The organism is candidate division Zixibacteria bacterium HGW-Zixibacteria-1 (assembly GCA_002838945.1).
GTDB lineage: Bacteria > Zixibacteria > MSB-5A5 > GN15 > PGXB01 > PGXB01.
In genome coordinates this window covers 31,558-48,494 of the sequence record PGXB01000011.1, presented here as the reverse complement: position 1 = coordinate 48,494, position 16,937 = coordinate 31,558, and the positions used below count along the sequence as shown (strand labels likewise).

At 47.3% G+C, this 16,937-nt stretch carries 14 protein-coding genes; 8 read left to right on the top strand and 6 right to left on the bottom strand.

Annotation, left to right across the window (positions count from 1 at the left end):
- Positions 1–6: 6 nt before the first annotated feature.
- Positions 7–2,589 (bottom strand): hypothetical protein, encoded by a 2,583-nt coding sequence (locus tag CVT49_06375; protein ID PKK83873.1) that lies wholly within the window; start codon positions 2,587–2,589, stop codon positions 7–9.
- A gap of 604 nt (positions 2,590–3,193) precedes the next feature.
- Between CVT49_06375 and CVT49_06370 the strand changes: the two genes are divergently transcribed.
- From CVT49_06370 to CVT49_06345, 6 genes are all read left to right on the top strand, one after another.
- Complete coding sequence (locus tag CVT49_06370) at positions 3,194–4,132, top strand: ABC transporter (protein ID PKK83872.1); 939 nt, start codon at positions 3,194–3,196, stop codon at positions 4,130–4,132.
- A gap of 1 nt (position 4,133) precedes the next feature.
- The gene (locus CVT49_06365) at positions 4,134–4,844 is read left to right on the top strand and encodes an ABC transporter (GenBank protein PKK83897.1); all 711 of its coding nucleotides are present in this window, start codon (positions 4,134–4,136) and stop codon (positions 4,842–4,844) included.
- A complete protein-coding gene (locus tag CVT49_06360) occupies positions 4,844–6,439 on the top strand; it encodes a hypothetical protein (protein ID PKK83871.1) in 1,596 nt (531 codons plus the stop codon). Before CVT49_06365 ends, CVT49_06360 begins: the two co-directional genes overlap by 1 nt.
- Positions 6,436–7,359 (top strand): hypothetical protein, encoded by a 924-nt coding sequence (locus CVT49_06355; protein ID PKK83870.1) that lies wholly within the window; start codon positions 6,436–6,438, stop codon positions 7,357–7,359. The genes CVT49_06360 and CVT49_06355 overlap by 4 nt, the downstream gene beginning before the upstream one ends.
- Positions 7,360–7,463: 104 nt before the next feature.
- The gene (locus tag CVT49_06350) at positions 7,464–7,751 is read left to right on the top strand and encodes a hypothetical protein (GenBank protein PKK83869.1); all 288 of its coding nucleotides are present in this window, start codon (positions 7,464–7,466) and stop codon (positions 7,749–7,751) included.
- 56 nt (positions 7,752–7,807) lie between these two features.
- On the top strand, positions 7,808–9,400 hold the full coding sequence (locus tag CVT49_06345) for a transglutaminase (GenBank protein ID PKK83868.1): 1,593 nt from the start codon (positions 7,808–7,810) through the stop codon (positions 9,398–9,400).
- Between the two features lie 23 nt (positions 9,401–9,423).
- Here CVT49_06345 and CVT49_06340 read toward each other — a convergent pair whose 3' ends face one another.
- Together CVT49_06340 and CVT49_06335 are read right to left on the bottom strand one after the other, a co-directional pair.
- A complete protein-coding gene (locus CVT49_06340) occupies positions 9,424–11,496 on the bottom strand; it encodes a hypothetical protein (protein PKK83867.1) in 2,073 nt (690 codons plus the stop codon).
- A gap of 27 nt (positions 11,497–11,523) precedes the next feature.
- Positions 11,524–12,693 (bottom strand): hypothetical protein, encoded by a 1,170-nt coding sequence (locus CVT49_06335; GenBank protein PKK83866.1) that lies wholly within the window; start codon positions 12,691–12,693, stop codon positions 11,524–11,526.
- A 93-nt stretch (positions 12,694–12,786) separates the two neighbouring features.
- Between CVT49_06335 and CVT49_06330 the strand changes: the two genes are divergently transcribed.
- Both CVT49_06330 and CVT49_06325 read left to right on the top strand, forming a co-directional pair.
- On the top strand, positions 12,787–13,587 hold the full coding sequence (locus CVT49_06330) for a nitroreductase (GenBank protein PKK83865.1): 801 nt from the start codon (positions 12,787–12,789) through the stop codon (positions 13,585–13,587).
- 27 nt (positions 13,588–13,614) lie between these two features.
- Positions 13,615–14,121, top strand: a complete 507-nt coding sequence (locus tag CVT49_06325) for a hypothetical protein (GenBank protein PKK83864.1) — start codon at positions 13,615–13,617, stop codon at positions 14,119–14,121.
- Positions 14,122–14,179: 58 nt separating this feature from the next.
- On the opposite strand, the gene CVT49_06320 is transcribed toward CVT49_06325, so the two are convergent.
- The 3 genes from CVT49_06320 to CVT49_06310 are packed head-to-tail and all read right to left on the bottom strand — an operon-like array spanning position 14,180 to position 16,847.
- On the bottom strand, positions 14,180–15,331 hold the full coding sequence (locus CVT49_06320; GenBank protein ID PKK83863.1) for a ribosomal-protein-alanine acetyltransferase: 1,152 nt from the start codon (positions 15,329–15,331) through the stop codon (positions 14,180–14,182).
- Positions 15,332–15,339: 8 nt separating this feature from the next.
- Positions 15,340–16,215 (bottom strand): RimK family alpha-L-glutamate ligase, encoded by an 876-nt coding sequence (locus CVT49_06315; protein PKK83862.1) that lies wholly within the window; start codon positions 16,213–16,215, stop codon positions 15,340–15,342.
- Positions 16,203–16,847, bottom strand: coding sequence for a hypothetical protein (locus tag CVT49_06310; GenBank protein ID PKK83861.1), 645 nt, complete (start codon positions 16,845–16,847; stop codon positions 16,203–16,205). Before CVT49_06310 ends, CVT49_06315 begins: the two co-directional genes overlap by 13 nt.
- Positions 16,848–16,937 lie beyond the last annotated feature (90 nt).

Below are 16,937 nucleotides of genomic sequence, written 5' to 3'. Positions count from 1 at the left end.
TTCGCTTCATTTCACTAACATAAGTTTCTCGGTAGCCGAGAAATTTCCGGCCCGGGCCTGATAGAAATATATACCCGAGGCAAATTTTGAAGCATCCCAAACGACACTGACGACACCGGCCTCGCTGCGGCCGTCGAATGACGCGACCCTTTGCCCGTTAATATTGAATAAACTGATATTCCAGTCGCTCGCAGCCGGCAGACTCATTTCCAGAGTTGTGACCGGATTGAAGGGATTAGGATAATTACGGATGCTGAATCCGCCGGGAACTATCGCCGTTTTAAAGGTATTGCCGTTGTAGTCGGCCGCTTCCACACTGACCAGATTTCCGGGTGTATTAAGGACCTGACCGGAAGCGGTAAAATCCTTTTCAAAACTGTACAGCAGCGCCACCGTTCTTCCGTCGGCACTGTTGACGGCCAACTGCATCCCTGATGCATCTGCACCCAGCGACACCGGGACCACGCCGTCAAAGATAAAATAGGCGGCGCCTATTTCGGCATCAAGCGTGACCGTCTGCCCGTCCGCAACGGCATTCAATAATATGTCCGGCGCCACTTTGGGAAGCGGAAGAGCATCCCCGACAATGACACGAATCAGGTAAACCAGATCGGCAACCGTCAGCGCTATGCCATCACCGTTCACTTCCGTCGCCGCCTTTTGGCCTTCAAAGTTGACCGTGAAAGCGGCCGGGCCATATATAAAATAATTGGTAAACACGACCGCATCGGCGATTTCATAAGCCACACCGTTCAGGTTGACATCGGCCCGCAAATCGATCTCATTCGGGGAAATAATATCAATTCCCCCGCCATATAAGTTAACGAATGGAACCGGTGCCGGCTTGGTCGGATCATTATTGGTGAAACAGTCTGCCTGGGCGCCGGTAAAAGTAGGAAAACCGGTATTGGTATTGGTTATTTCATGGTATGGATCATAAATCGTACCCCCGCCATACTGAAAAACCATATTGGAAAACCCCGTTTGAATATCCAGAGGATTGCCGCCTCTATAATGGAACGCAATGGCATTATCGCCGCAGTCCATCCAGAAGAAATTTATGGGTACGAACATACCGCCCAAATTGTAGTCGCTGGAAACAAGAAAATCCAGGGTAAACAGAACCATATCAGACGGCAGCACCATCAAATTGGGGTGATGCGCACCGTCATTATATTCTGCCATACCAACGACCCGGAGAACTCCGCTGGGACAGCCGGCGCCGCAATTACCCAAATAATTATATCGGTATGTGAAATATTCCCACTCAAAGGTTCCCGGTCTGGAAAATAACGGACCGGGCATTCCAGCCACAAAATTCAGAGCCGACGGATCGTAACCGATAAGAAAATCAAATCCATGGAGAATTTCCGCCCCTCCCGAATTGATGACATCCACATAAGCATGGTGCCCTTGAAGCTGGCCATGAACCTTCTCGATTTTTATCGCAAAGAAACTCATACCGATAATTTCTGCAGTAAATTCACAAATAGTACTTTGACCGGAGCAATCGGTCGCATAGACTTCAAATGCTACCGTGCCCTCGTCTGTGATATCAGGCGTAATGGATAAGACCCCATCCTGAGTTATTGAAACAGCGCCGGTAAGTGGAGGATAAGCAGTGACATTCCAGGTAATGACGTCCCCGATATCGGCATCAGTGGCGTCGAAAATTATGGTATTTGTCATTTCGGAGTAAATCAGGGCGGTTTCGCCGCACGGTCCGCTTATCACCGGCGGAGTGTCGGTTACCGTGATAGTGAACTCACAGGTCGTTGGCGGAATGGGACATGAATTGTCAACCAGACCCACAACCACATCATGCGAACCTACATCATCACAGGTCGGATTGAATGTCCAGACGCCTGTCGCAGGATTAATACTCCCCGGGCCCGATATCAGACTGAAGACAGGCTCGAAGGCTAATGGGGTATTAAAATCATAAGTGAATTGAGTGTCAAAATCTTGACTGATGTCGCTCGTAGGGCAGTTGGAAAACTGCGGTACATGGCAGCTGCTCTTTACCGGCCAGCAATAAGGACCCCCAAAACCGGGTGACGGATCCTCAAATAGCCAGTCAAACTTTCCGGGAGGTACCATATTTGGTATGGAACAGGAATCGACACAAAAGGTGGCGTCCTGCGACAATTCGACGGAAATATTGAACTTGTATTTGAGCCGAGTCAGTATAGGCGCTCCATCCGGCATGCCCGAGATGCCGCTTCCTGTCCAGTTAATGGTGTCGGCAATATTGCCATCCCAGCTAAATGGGGTGAACAAGTTAATCAGTGCCCACCATGAGCTTCCCTGTTCAAAGCCGTTGACGCCTTCATATCCCAAGTTTGTCCAACTGGTAACATCACCGGTCATATAAAATCTTAACGGAATACTCATTCCGGACCTGCTGAAACCATCAGGATTGTCCATTTGGATCTCAATTTCGAAATTCTGGCCGGCCCGAATAGCCATTGTTCCACCATCATCCCACAAATAGGCGGGATTAATGTATGGTTCAACAGTCATAGCCCCCGCTGTCCCAAACATGAGCCAGATTAAAAATGTCAGGGATAAAAATCCTGTATGCCTCATTTTATTCTCCAGTATTTTGTCGCTTTTATAAAAAGGGGAAAAATATTAAGAAATCTTGCCTCGACTTTGTTACTTAGGTCAATTTTTTATTTGTCCGTCAGTCAGACCTTAATTAGACCAAGCAACAAGTAAATACAAAGATGGGTAAATCAAAATATCTACTTCAAGCACTTTAATATATCACCAAAAGCCGCTTCTGTCAAGCCTTTTACCGGTTTTCACAATAGCATACGTTATATAAATTGGTAAAATTAGATTAATATTTTTTAATTGATATTTTCTGCGTATAGTAGATTTAATCATGATAATTTTGGTCAAAAATTGACCCGGAGCGGACAATTTAATACTATTGATTATTATCAGGAGCAAACCCTGACTGACGGAAAGAAAATGCGCGGCCGCCAGTTTAAGCTTGATTGACGCAATCCCACAATAAAAAGCAAATCCCAGATAATATGTTGCCGGTAAATGGATTATATAAATAAAATATTTGGGAACCGGCTTGTTCCAATCGAGTATAAGAAAAATTGCCGGAGCTTGACAAACCGGAATAATTTTGTATTTTGAACAGCTAAATGATACTTGTTAAACATTTGAGTGAAATATGATATCGGTAAAAAATTTGACCAAATACTACGGTCCTACCCTGGCCGTTAATAATGTTTCATTCGATATTGAAAAAGGAACTGTCGTTGGATTTCTTGGCCCCAATGGCGCCGGCAAAAGTACCACTGTCAGAATAATCACCTGTTATTTGTCGCCTTCAACCGGTTCGGTTACCGTTGATAATTACGATATTATGACCGAATCATTGGAGGTGCGCAAGAGAATCGGCTATCTGCCGGAAAACGCTCCTCTTTACCCGGAAATGAATGTGGTCGATTATATCAGTTTCGTCCGCGAGATGCGTCGCGAAACCGCCTCGGCCAATGGAAAACGGATCAAAGAAGTGGTCGGGATCTGCGGCCTCAGCAGTGTGACCGGCAAACAAATCGGTGAGCTGTCAAAAGGTTTTCGCCAGCGGGTGGGCCTGGCCCAGGCGCTTATTCACGATCCGGAGATCCTGATTCTTGACGAACCTACGGTCGGTTTGGATCCCAACCAGATTATCGAAATTCGAAATCTAATAAGGGAACTCGGCCGGGAAAAGACAATTATTCTTTGCTCGCATATTCTTCCGGAAGTGGAAGCCACCTGTAACCGGGTTTTGATTATTAACGAGGGCAGTATTGTGGCGGATGGGACCCCAGGGGAATTGCAGGCATCGTTTGAAGGTAAGACGAAGATATCCCTGCAGGTTAAGGGGAATATCGCTTCTTTTAATGAAAAGATTCTTCAGCTTGAAGGGGTGGAGCGCATTGTCAACAGCAAGCCTCTGGGCACCGATTTTGTTGAGCTGGATCTGGAAACTGACAAGAGTCTCGATCCCCGCGAGAAAATATTCAATCTTTGCGTCGAGAATCATTCCGTGCTGATGGAAATAAAACGCGAGGAGACTTCTCTCGAAGATATCTTCAGAAAACTGACCAGGAAGGATGTATGAAATGCATCAGATACTGACACTGGCTAAAAAAGAATTCCGGTCATATTTCGATTCCCCGGTCGCCTATGTGGTCATCACCCTTTTTCTGTTGATCTCCGGATGGCAGTTTTCAACCACCCTGTTTCTTTCAAATTCCGCCGATTTGCGAACCCTTTTTGGAATTATAAGGTTTATCCTTTTGTTCTTCATTCCGGCCCTATCGATGCGGCTGATATCCGAAGAAAAAAGGCTGGGAACAATCGAACTGCTGATGACCCTTCCCATCAAAGACTGGCAGTTGGTCCTGGGCAAATTTCTTGCGGCCTATCTGCTTGTTATAATTACCATTCTGTTGACATTGATACATTATGTAACCATCGCCATGATGGGCGAGCCGGACTTTGGCGCCACTGTCGGCGGTTATCTCGGCCTGATTCTGGTCGTCGGCGTCTATCTGGCCATTGGAATATTTACCTCCAGCCTGACCCAGAACCAAATTGTGGCCTTTATCGCTTCATTCGCCATCATCTTTGTCCTGTTTATTTTCGATAAAGTCGTCATCTTCTTCCCCGGTTTCATTGGCAATATCATTGAATATCTGTCGATTGATTATCATTTTAATAATGTATCGCGGGGCGTCATCGACAGCCGCAATCTGATTTATTATGCTTCGATGATATTCGTATTTTTGTTTTTGACCGTTCAATCACTTGAAAGCAGGAAGTGGAAATAATGACCAAGAAGGATGTCAAAACAAAATCGACGGCAAGTCTGCTGATAATAATGTTAGTCGCCATACTGGTCATTGTCAACCTGATCTCGCTGAATCTCTTCTCCCGGGTTGACCTGACCGACAACAATATCTACTCCCTGACTGATTCCTCGCGGGACCTGGTCGAGCGCCTGAACGACCGCTTGACAATCAAGGCTTATGTCTCCAATGACCTCCCCGCGCCGCATAATAATGACGCCCGCTATATCAAGGACCTGCTTGATGATTACAAGGCCTATTCCCATGGTTATTTGCATTATGAGTTTATCGATCCGGTCAAGGATAATAAAGAAGAAGAGGCCACGGGCTATCGTATCCCGCCGCTTCAGTTCAATGTTTTCAAAAATGATAAAACCGAGTTTATCAAGGGTTACAAGGGGTTGGCGGTTCTCTATGGCGATAAGAGCGAAGTTATTCCATTTGTTGAAAAAACCACCAATCTCGAGTATGACCTCTCCCGCGCCATTAACAAGTTGATTCAGTCAGGTGTTCCAACCATCGCCTTTACGACCGGCAACGGCGAGCCGGATATGTCGAGCGGCCTGAACTGGGCCAATCAAATGCTTCAGAAAGAATATCGGGTCCAGTTTCTGAACCTGCAGGATATGAAGACTGTTCCGCCGGAAGTGCAGGTCATTATTGTCGATTCACCAAAGGGAAAATTGTCCGACTGGGAAGTGTATCTCCTCGATCAGTTTTTTATGCGTGGCGGGCGGCTGGTGTTTTTAATCGACGGCTTCAATATTGATGTCGCCCAGTCGATGGTGACGCCGATCGACAATGGCCTCGACAGCCTCATGTATTTCTATGGTGCAAGCGTCAAGAAAAACCTGGTCATCGATGCCCAGTGCAATATGGTTCCCGTTACGAGAAATATGGGAACGTACCAAATGCAAAGCCTGATCCGCTACCCCTTCTATATAAACATTCAGAGTTTCAACGAGGAAAATCCCATTGTCAAGACCTTAAAATCATTTGACATGCTTTTTGCCGGCTCCCTCGATCTCAATCCGAACCTGCCCGCCGCCACCGAACGTCAGATATTATTTTCCACCTCCGAACAGTCCGGTTCCAGGGCCGTGCCGATTGATGTTTCACCTGAAAAGAAATATTTCAATGAGGATTTTTCGGCCAAGAGTCTTCCCCTGGCGGCCGCTATGTCCGGGCAATTTAACAGCTATTTCAACGATAAAAATATTCCTCAATATACCGGAAATGATTCGCTGAACACCGCTCCGATTCCGGAGAAAATCGACAGAGCGGAGGACGGAAGAGTCATTGTGGTCGGAAACGGTTCCTTTATATCTGATGATAACCGCCGCAATAATACCAGTTTTGTTATCCTTATGAATATGGTTGACTGGATGACGCAGGATAAGGGTTTGATTTCGATTCGTTCCAAGCAGGTCACCGGAAGAATGCTGAAAGTAACTTCCGACGGCACCAAGAAAATCGTTAAGTACCTCAATATCTTTGCCATGCCTTTGATCGTTGTCCTGTTTGGCGTCACCCGGTGGCAATTCAGAAAATCGCTTCGGAAAAAGGAGATCGCATGAAACGGCTGATTATTCCTGCCATCGTTCTCATCGCGATCGGTCTGGCCTGGCTTATTCAAAGCCGGCTGGAAAATAAGCGAATTCGGGGGAAAACAATTGATAATTTCCTGGAAATAAACAGCGAAGATATCAGCAGAATAGATGTTTCGGCGCCCGACGATACTCTTGTCTTTCGTCTGGACGGCGGTCATTGGTTCGTGACGATCTATTCGCTTTATCGCCGTGCCGACACGATGGCGGTCAGAAACATGATCAGGACAGCCGTCGATTTAAAAGTGGGTAATGTCATTTCACAGAATGCCGAACGCCGTAAAGACTTTATGGTTGACGATACCGGCGGCAATCTGGTTCAATTCTACCGGGATGACCGGCTCCTGAGTGAAATCATTATCGGCAAGCCGGCGAATGATTACTCTCACACCTATATTCGAAAACCGGGCGATGACGAAGTCTATCTGGCTGACGGCCTGATTACCTTCGTATACCGGCGCCAGAAAACCCAGTGGCTGGACAAGACCATATTTTCTTTCGCCCCCGGTAGTATCAATTCAGTGGAATTCGATTTAGATAGAAAGACCTATAGACTCTGGCGCGGTGATTCCGCCTGGTTTATCGGGGAACGGCCCTACCTCGACAGCGCGCTGGCCGATTCGGTGAAAACCAGTCTTTTTATAGGGACGATAGTAAATTTGGTCGCCAATGATTTTGTCAACGCCGCTGACAGCGGTTTGATTAATTTTGACAGTCCTTCCTTGAATCTCAAGGTTTCGCTCGTTGACGGCACCACCAGGTCATTGACCTTCGCCGCCGTTAACGATGAGACAAATCGGGTTTTCTGCCGAACTCCCGAATACAGCGATACCTTCGTTCTTTACAGAAGCAAGTTCGATAATCTCAAAAAAGACCTGACCGGGTTCTAAGACGCGGGCTTCCGGCGGCGTATATCTAATAGAACATTTTATCTTGGCAATCTGGAAGATATTAACTATCTTTTATACTATTCAATTATCAGGGAGGAGGCATTATGGCTACCTTTATCATGGCGCTTCAAATCAACCCCAGCGCCAAGAAAATGTATGATGATCTTTCGGCACAAGTTAATGAGTCGCTTGAGGTCTTCAGTCGTAATAATGTCAAAGTCACCAGCCTCTTTGCGACCCTCGGCCGGTACGATTACCTTGCCATCTTTGATGCCGTCGATCAAACCCTCGCGTTCAGGGTGGCATCGGAAATTAACAATAAGGGCATTCTTGAAACCGAAACCTGGCCGGTTATCCCTTATGATGAATTTACGCAGCTTTTTTCCAGGTAGGTTTGACTCAAATTATTTTTTCACAGGAGGTAAGTGTGAGGCGCTTTTACCACGTCATGTTTCTATTTTTATTTCTATGCCTGCTTGCGCCGGTTGTCCTTATGGCCGCCGCCGGTGATATTGTTGCCCAATTTGCAACACCCGGGACATGCCCGACCGGCCTGACCTATGACGGCAAATACCTTTGGCTGGCTGACCGCAAAAGTGACTTGATGTATAAAATCGATCCGGCCGACGGTCGTGTCATTGAAGAATATCAGGCGCCCTGCTATTATGTGGCCGGGCTGACCGTTGCCGCGGAATGTCTCTGGGTTCTTGATGCCGAAGACAACGTGGCATACTGCTGGAACCCCGAAACCGGTATTTGTGAAAAGACGATAGACATTCCCTGCGAAAGCCCCCAGGGACTGGCCTGGGACGGAAAATATCTTTGGGTGGCAGATTTCAGTCTGGACAGAATCTTTCAGATTTCGACCGAGGATGGCACGACAATTACCGATATTCCATCCCCATCCGGCAATCCCCAGGGCCTGACATTTGACGGAAAATATCTGTGGGTCTCAGACCGGTTTGATGATATGATTTATATGGTTTATCCGGAAAACGGCAATGTCATCGTGGCGTTTGATTCACCTTCGAAATACCCCAGAGGACTGGCCTTTGACGGCGATTTTCTCTGGAATATCGATTATCAGACAGACAGCCTGTACAAAATCAAGCTGGATGATACCGTCACCTATGTTCGTACCGACGGCAAAAAACAGCAACTGGATTACACCCATCAGATTCGCAACTACGGCCCAGGTGAAATCACTTCACTTGACATTTATCTGGCTCTCCCCCATGATCTTCCCTTCCAGAAAATGCTCGACACTCTGGTTTTCAATCCTCCGCCGATGGACATTCTCTCGGATAAATGGGATCAGAAGGTGGCGCACTATCATTTCGATAATATCCCGGCCGGAGAATTTGTCACAGTCGCGATGACTGCCAAAGCCGAATTGTTCAAAACCCGATTTATGATTTTTCCCGAAAAAACCGGGTTGCTGTCTGAAATCCCGAAGAGTATTAAAGATAAATACCTCGCCGATGATACCAAGTACTGGGTTAAGGATTCTTATATAAGTGAGACGGCAAAAAAGGTAGTCGGTGATGAGACCAATTGCTACTGGATTGCCCGGAAGCTGTTTAATTTTATAATCGATAAATTGGAGTATGAACGGGTCGGTGGCTGGAATGTGGCTCCGACCGTTCTCAAACGCGGCACCGGTTCCTGTTCCGAATACAGTTTCGTTTATATCGCTCTCTGTCGTGCGGTCGGTCTTCCCGCCCGATATGCCGGGTCGGTGGTTATTCGCGGTGATGATGCCTCGACCGATGATGTTTTCCACCGCTGGGTCGAGGTTTACCTGCCCAATTATGGCTGGATTCCGATTGATCCGTCCGGCGGCGATAACGATCGCCCGGCATCGCAGGCTTCGGCCATAGGGTATCTGTCCAACCGCTTCCTGATCACGACTATCGGCGGGGGCGGCTCGGAGTACCTTGATTGGAGCTACAACTCGAATGAAAAATGGCAGTCTCTGGGACCATGCAAAATATATGGAGAGCATATCGGCGAGTGGTCGCCGATTGTCGAATCGGAATAGTCGATTGATGACAATCAACGGAGTTACTTGACCATTGATCGAAGACTTTCCCTGGCCGCCTCGATGTCGGCCTCAATATACTTGTTTTTCTCGCGCGCGAGTCTGAAATATTTCTCGGACTGCTTCAAATATTCCTGATTGCGCGAATTGAGATAGAACAAATAATAGGCCCGGGCATTTTCGAAATAAAGCGAGAAATCATCCGGGTAATATGAAATCAATTGCTCGAACACTCTGAATCCCTGCTCTACAGCGCCTGCCGATTGATAATAATTGGAGAGCAATCTTAAACCGGCCTTGTTTCTGGGATGTTCTGTCAGGAATTCCCGTAAATAATAGAAGACACTGTCGGGATATTTTGCGGCGCTGTGAAAACGGGCGGCCTTTTCGAAATCGGTCGGCCGGTAATCACCCTTGATCAATTTCTCGGGCAATTGGATGACATCAATTTTTATATCTCTGAGCCAGTAATCGGCCAGCTTATATGATCCGGCCATAGCCCCAGGATAATCCCTTGACGCCAGTTTGATATTGCTGATATCGGATGCAAGGTGAGTAATCGGAAACCTGTTGAAAAGGTCCGGTTCTTTTCGGCTGAGCCCGAACATATATATGAACGACCTTAACTTATTATCAATTGTCAGGGCCTGTGCGAACGGCCCGCAGATAACGGCATTTGGGGCGGCTATCTGATTCAGATCCTCACCGGCTTCTCTAAGAAGATATGTCCGGGTGCCGGACCATTTTATAATCCAGCCCGCCTGAAACACAATCGAAGCGGCGATCAGAACAGTCAGCAAATATTTTCTATTATTAATTAATCCAAAAACAAAGACACGAAACCTGACAATCAATAGCCATAATACAGCCGCCGGAGCGGCGGTATACCAGGCGATCTTTGTCGAAGCCGAACCATAATCGTACAGGTAAGAAACTATATACCCGACTTGCGTGGCGAAATACCAAAGAATGAAAAACAATAATATACTTCTGACAGGCCTCAGCCTGTCCGTTATTAAATTTGACATTGTTTCTGATGTCAGGTGTGATATTATCCCGGCTGCAGGCAGTAAAAGAAACAATTGATACCTGAGCGGCCTGTAATTGACGACCATGAGCAGTAAATAGCCGGCCAGAAACCAGCCGAGATTGAATAAAAGCGCCCTATTATTCTTTAGAACCTCGACTATATCCTTCCGTAAAATTAGATTGATAAAGCCCAATACCATAAGAATCATAAAGAAAGGTGCAAAATAAAAAAGCCGCGAATCGCCGCCGAAAGATACGATTTTCCGCAATAATTTAAGAGGCGAAAAAACGGCATCGGGAACTCCGTACATGCCGACCGTCTGCTCGACAACATAATTATAAGCTGAACCGACATCGCTTCCGTAAAATGCGATAAGGATTCCCGCTGCCGAGATGATAAAACTGCCTGATAGAATTGATAATCTTCTCCATTTGAAACTCGGTGTCCCCGCGATAATCACCAGTGCCAGTGGGATAAGGAGCACAATACCGAATAATTTTCCCGAAAGAACGCAAAAAGCGGTCAGAAGCCCGGCCGGCACCAGCATCCAATCATGTTTGTAGTACCTGAGAAATAGGAAATAAAGCAAACCGCTTAAGAATATCAGGCCGTTTTCCAGAAAGGGATATCGCCCGTACACTATCAGAGTCATATTAGTGAGCAGCAGAAGCGAAACGACCGTTAAGGCCGCTCGTGATTTACTGCGGAAGGCGGCAAGATAAAACAATAAGCCGCCCAGATTTAAAAGTACCGCGGATATATTGGTCGTTATTCGCGACACCCCGCCCAGCAAAAAAACCAGGTAGCAGAAAAAAGACGACAGCGAATACTTGAAAACACTCCACCGCCCGAAATCAAATATATCCCATTCTCCAAAAATGATTTTATTCCGGGCGTGGTATATGACATTATAAGAGTCGGTCAGGAGGGCCTGCCCGGTATTTGCGAAAAACAACGGCGGATCGGACCCAAGCCATAAGAAGCGAACCACAATCGCCGCGAAAATCACCAATGCCGCAAGGATTTTGGAGAAATGGCCGCTATCTTTTGATTCGGATGATGACATCTTGCCTCAAACCGCAAGTGAATTATTTCAGGCCACAAGCGAGCAGAGCCAGGCGGTCAACAGGGCGCCATAGTTGCCGATGGCATAACCAATGAGGGCCATCAGAATACTTATCGGAACCAGGCTTTCGCTGTGATATGCCGCCACGATAGGGGCGCTGGCCGCGCCTCCGATATTTGCCGCCGATGCTATTGCCGTTGAATGAATATCAACCTTGAATATTTTTGCGCCGAGAACACAGAAAGCGCCGTGGATAAATATCCAGATGTAAGCTCCCAGCAAAAACCAAGGGGCCTGTCCCGCCAAATCACCGACATTGGCCCTTGCGCCCATATTGGCCACAAAAAGATATACCAGCGCCATGGCCAGCGCATGCGACCCCGGAATTTTCCTGGCCGGCGTGAATGACAGAGCTATCCCCAGCGTTGTAATAATCAATATTTTCCAGGCACTGGCAGCAAGTACCGGCGGGTATTCGGGCAATCGAACCGAAAGCTGCCCGGCTGCCCAGGCACAGACGAGGCCGAGAAAGAGCAAATACAAAATATGCCTCATCTCCAGTCTGCCCTTGTCACTTATCAGCTCACCGGAGGCTTTCTTGAGGATATCAATGCGTATCTGATCGACTTTTGTGAACCGATGAAACCAGCCCGCAATATTTTTAGAACCGAGCATGATTGGCAGCCAGATGATATAAACCAGATTATCGGAAATGGCCGCCAGCCCAAAATCTGTCGGTGATGTCCCGATGGCCTCACTTACCGCCGCCATGTTGCCGGTCCCCCCGATCCAGCTTCCGGCCAGCGCCCCGAATCCTTTCCATGCATCCGGCCCCAATCCGCCCTTGACGATGAAATAGGCAATCGGTGCGCCGATTATCACCCCGGCCGTACCGAGGAACATGACAAAAATCCCGCGGCCCATAATTCGAATCGCCGGGACAACATCGACATCAAGAAGCATAATTATCAGAAACATCGGCAGAATTGTCCCGCTCATCCACGAGTAAACCGGAGATTGATTGGTTATCAATCCGGTGTTTGACATTACCAGCGGGATCATATATATGAATATAAGCGGCGGAAAATAGTTAAACAGTTTCCAGCCGGTTTTCTTTTCCAGAAAGAAAAAAAACGAAGTTACCCCTGCCAGAACCATTAAAATTCCGAGAGGACTTGTTATCAAAGCGTCATTCATTTATATTTCCTCCTGGGTTTTGATGAATTTAGAATATTTCCGGCATAAAATCAAGGCCGATATATATGAATTAGACGATGGGAGGATAATAACATGCGTTTATACGAAAAATTATTCGTTACATTAATCCTGATTATGCCGTTGATGATTCTGGCGGGGGAGGATGAAAAAATGTCGACCGGCGAACAGTTTCATTATCAAACAAGTTTCGGTGACAACGGATTCAAAGGAAAAGAGGTCGGTTTTGGGCGCGAAATACCGCTTTACAAAAAATATGAAAACGCGCCGCAAATTATGTTGCCGGTATCTGAGGAAAACAATATGTCGGTCGAGAAAGCAATTTCCGAGCGGCAATCGGTGCGCTCTTTCTCCGACAGACCGCTGACCCTCGAACAAATCGCCCGCATCCTGCTGTCAGCCGACGGTCTTACTCATTCCCAGGGCGGCTTCGAAATGCGTTCGGCCCCCTCCGGCGGCGCTCTCTACCCCGTCGATATTTATCTCGCCGCCTTTGAAGTGGAAAACCTCAAACCTGGTCTTTACCATTTCCAGGTTTCCGACAGCAGCCTGGAGCTTATCAAAGAAGGCAACTTCAGGGAGCTGTTAAACAAAGCCGCCTTCGAGCAGGGTGTTGTATATCAGGGACGGGCCAGTATCATAATGACGGCCCGATTTGATCGCTCCACCAAAAAATACTCCGATCGCGGCTATCGCTATACTTACATCGAAGCTGGCGCCGTCTGTCAAAATGTCTATCTGCAGGTGACTTCGCTTGGCCTCGGCACGACAGCGGTCGGGGCCTTTAATGATGATGCCTTGAATCAAATGCTCGGAATCGACGGAAAAGATGAAGCGGCCCTGTTAATCATGCCAATCGGACATCCGAAGAAATGATATGAAGAGCAATATTAAAATAGTCCTATGAAACTCAAAGTAGATTATATTCTGGCCAATTGCTGTGCGCCGCAGGAAAATGATAATATTGTCGGATACTACAGTCATAATAATATTATTAAAGTGCATAAAGACGACTGTAGTAATCTCGATAAAACCGATTCCGCACGGCTGGTCATGCTGGAATGGAAAGACATTTTGGCGCCTGAAATGTCTCGGCCCGATGATGATTATCATAACCTCGATGAAACCGATTGGCTGATCATGCAACATCATCGGACTTTTGGCGTTGATTATTCGCTGAAAGTCGCGGCGATGCTGCATATCGACAAACAGAAAGTCTTTGACAGCCACGCCAAATTGCGCGAGATGAAACTTCTGGAGCGCGTCAAACCGCTCATCATGCAGTACCGCAAGGGCATCGTCAAAAACAAATGGATCAAGCACCGCAATCACACCTATTATGAACTTACCGACAGGGGCCGCAATTACCTCGATTATTATTTACATGAGGGCCCGGAACCCTTGGGTTAGATAAAAAAAGGTGTCCGGCAATTGCGCCCGGACACCTTTTTCTTCAAATTTACAGTAATTATAGTATTGTTCCGTCCATATCGAGTTTCGGCTTGGTACTCTTATCCGGCGGCCCGATAAATATTACGCTCTTGTACAAATCTTTCCCATAACGCCGCATCTGCCGGAATTCCTCAAGGGGAATTTTGACATCGCGGGCGAGGTCCGTTTCATCCTCGTAAAACTTTTCATAGGAATCATGAAAATATACATTGTCATTATCATAGCCGGTCACGACCACCCAATGCGGGGCCCGGTCGCCGTGCAGATGATATGTACTTATCAGGACAATCGCAATTTTGCCCGCTTTCATCTCTCCGGCGATATCTTCAAAGGAGAAATTCTTATACTCAGCCACTACACCCCGATCAAGGGCCTTTCTCTTCATGTCCTTATGAACCAGTCGAATGACCTTACGCTTATCTTCATCCCGGACCGAGGAAAAGAACGGCGGCTGATCCTTTGACAGAATAACCTTGGTCGGGAATCCCCGGCGCTGGGCCGCCAAAGCCAGTCCAAACGGTCCCGTCCCGCCAAAGCCCGATGTCATATAAATCAAAGTGGCCTCTTTCCATAGAACCATCTCGAGTGTCCGCGTCAGACTGAGATCCGGTTTGAAATGCTTGAAGATCATCATCAGGCTGGCCGGCCCGCATGAAAACTCTTCGGTCTGGGCATAATAAGGAATCTTCAAATGCATTTTTTCGGGATTAAACCGGTTCACGATTATTTCCATTTTCAGGGCCGGCGAGCCATCGGTATAGTAATCATCCTCGGTCCCGATCTCATGATACCCCATTTTCTTATAGAAGGCTATGGCATTGGTGTTATCGAGTCGGACCTCCAGATGAATCGTCCGGCACCGATTCTTGACGGATTCATCCTCGCAAACCTTCAGCAGAATTTTACCCAGTCCCCGGCCGTGCATCGCCGGATCGATAAAGATATCATACAACCTTCCCAGACCGATACGTTTGCGCCAGAGCATGATCGCCGCTCCGACCAGTTTCTCATCCAGCTCAAGTACAAGTATTCTTGCTTTGGCCCTGGTCAGTAAATATCTGAACTGCCGCCTCGTAAAACGGTCGCTCTGGAAGGTTTTTTCTTCGAGTTCAACCAGTCTGTCAAGGTCCCTGGCTGTTGCATTTCTGATTTTTGGTTCTGCCGGCATATGTTTCCTTAACCGACCAGGTATCGGATTATACTTTCATAGATATCGGGAGCTTTGGAGTCTTCGTCCCCGCCGAAAATCGTCGGGTTATCATTAACCTCGATAACCACATAATCATCGCCGACCTTCTTCAAATCGATTCCGTAAATCCCGTTTCCGATCGCATTGGCGGCTTTAAGCGCCGTCTCCAGGAGTTTCGGATCGATCTTATCCAGATCGAACGCTCGTACCGTGCCTTCAATTCGCCGGCCGTCAGTGGTATAGGTCAATATTTTCCAGCGCCTCTTGGGAATACCGTATTGACAAACATAGAGCGGTTTGCCTCCCAGAACCCCGACCCGCCAGTCGAACTCGGAGCGGGTAAACCGCTGGGCGACTATCCTGTCCGACCGGCGGAAAAAACGATGCCCAACCTTCAGGTATTCCGATGGCTTTTCCACCTTCTCGACATACATGGAAAAACTGCTGTTGGGTGCCTTAAGAACTATCGGGCTGCCGAGTCTGTCCAGAAGCTCAATCCCCTTTTCGCGAGTAAGTTCTTTTTCGGTGAGAAAAACCGTATCGGGAATGGGCACTCCGGCCTTAATCAGATGCCGGTACATATTGACTTTATCGCAGCAGATATATATCGAAGCGGGATCGTCAATAACACGGATATCATAAAGCTCGGCCGTTCTGGCCGCCACATAAGATGAATTCAACGGGTCGGTCAGGGCCCTGATAAAAATGGCATCATATTGCGGAATCTTGTACATATCGGGACGGAAAATAAAATCGGTGCGATGCCCCATCTTTCGCGCCACCTGGCTCAGGCGCATCAATGCTTCCATTTCCCCCGAACTGGAGATAGTATATCGCTCGACATAAACGCCTATTCTAGCCATGTCACCCTCTCCAGAAGATATTCATATTCGCGGGCGCTCAATTTATCGAAAGGCAGCTGCGAAATATCGCTTAACAGAATATTGCCGTTTGCCTGAACAATTACCCTGACCTTGGCCAGGGGCATATGAAATATTTTCCATATCATTTCCGCCGCCGGTCGAAACATGGCCGACACCGACCATCCCAGCACCGCCCGGAAATATTTCACCTGGCTGTCGGGCGGTAGTTCCTGGCAGCAGATGGCATAAGTGAAGTTGCGGGTTATTGAGCGCGCAATGGTCGGATGGCGCCCCTGTTTGAGAACCGTCCGACTGCGAACCATAAACGGGTTGATCGGATCAAGAATCACCGGCGGCTCGAAATAACCGTTGGAGATGTAATATTCCGGAACCGGCAAACTGGCCAGTTTTGCCTTTTCCAGAAAAAGCGGCGTAACATAAGCATCCAGCATTTCCTTGTTGGTCGGATATATATTCTTGCCTTCATTTTCCAGGTCCTGCGAAATATAGTACGGCAATTCCAGATAATCATAATTGCCGGCCAGATTGACAATGCAATCATCCGGCTTGTAATAAGCCAGGTAGTTTTTTTCCTCCGCCAGGCGCAACAGAGATCGTTTCATCGCACTCATAAAAACTTCTCACCATTTATTAAAATATATTTACTCAAAAAAATATAAATAAAGCTGTCCCGCTAAACCCCAAAATAGATGTTATTAAGA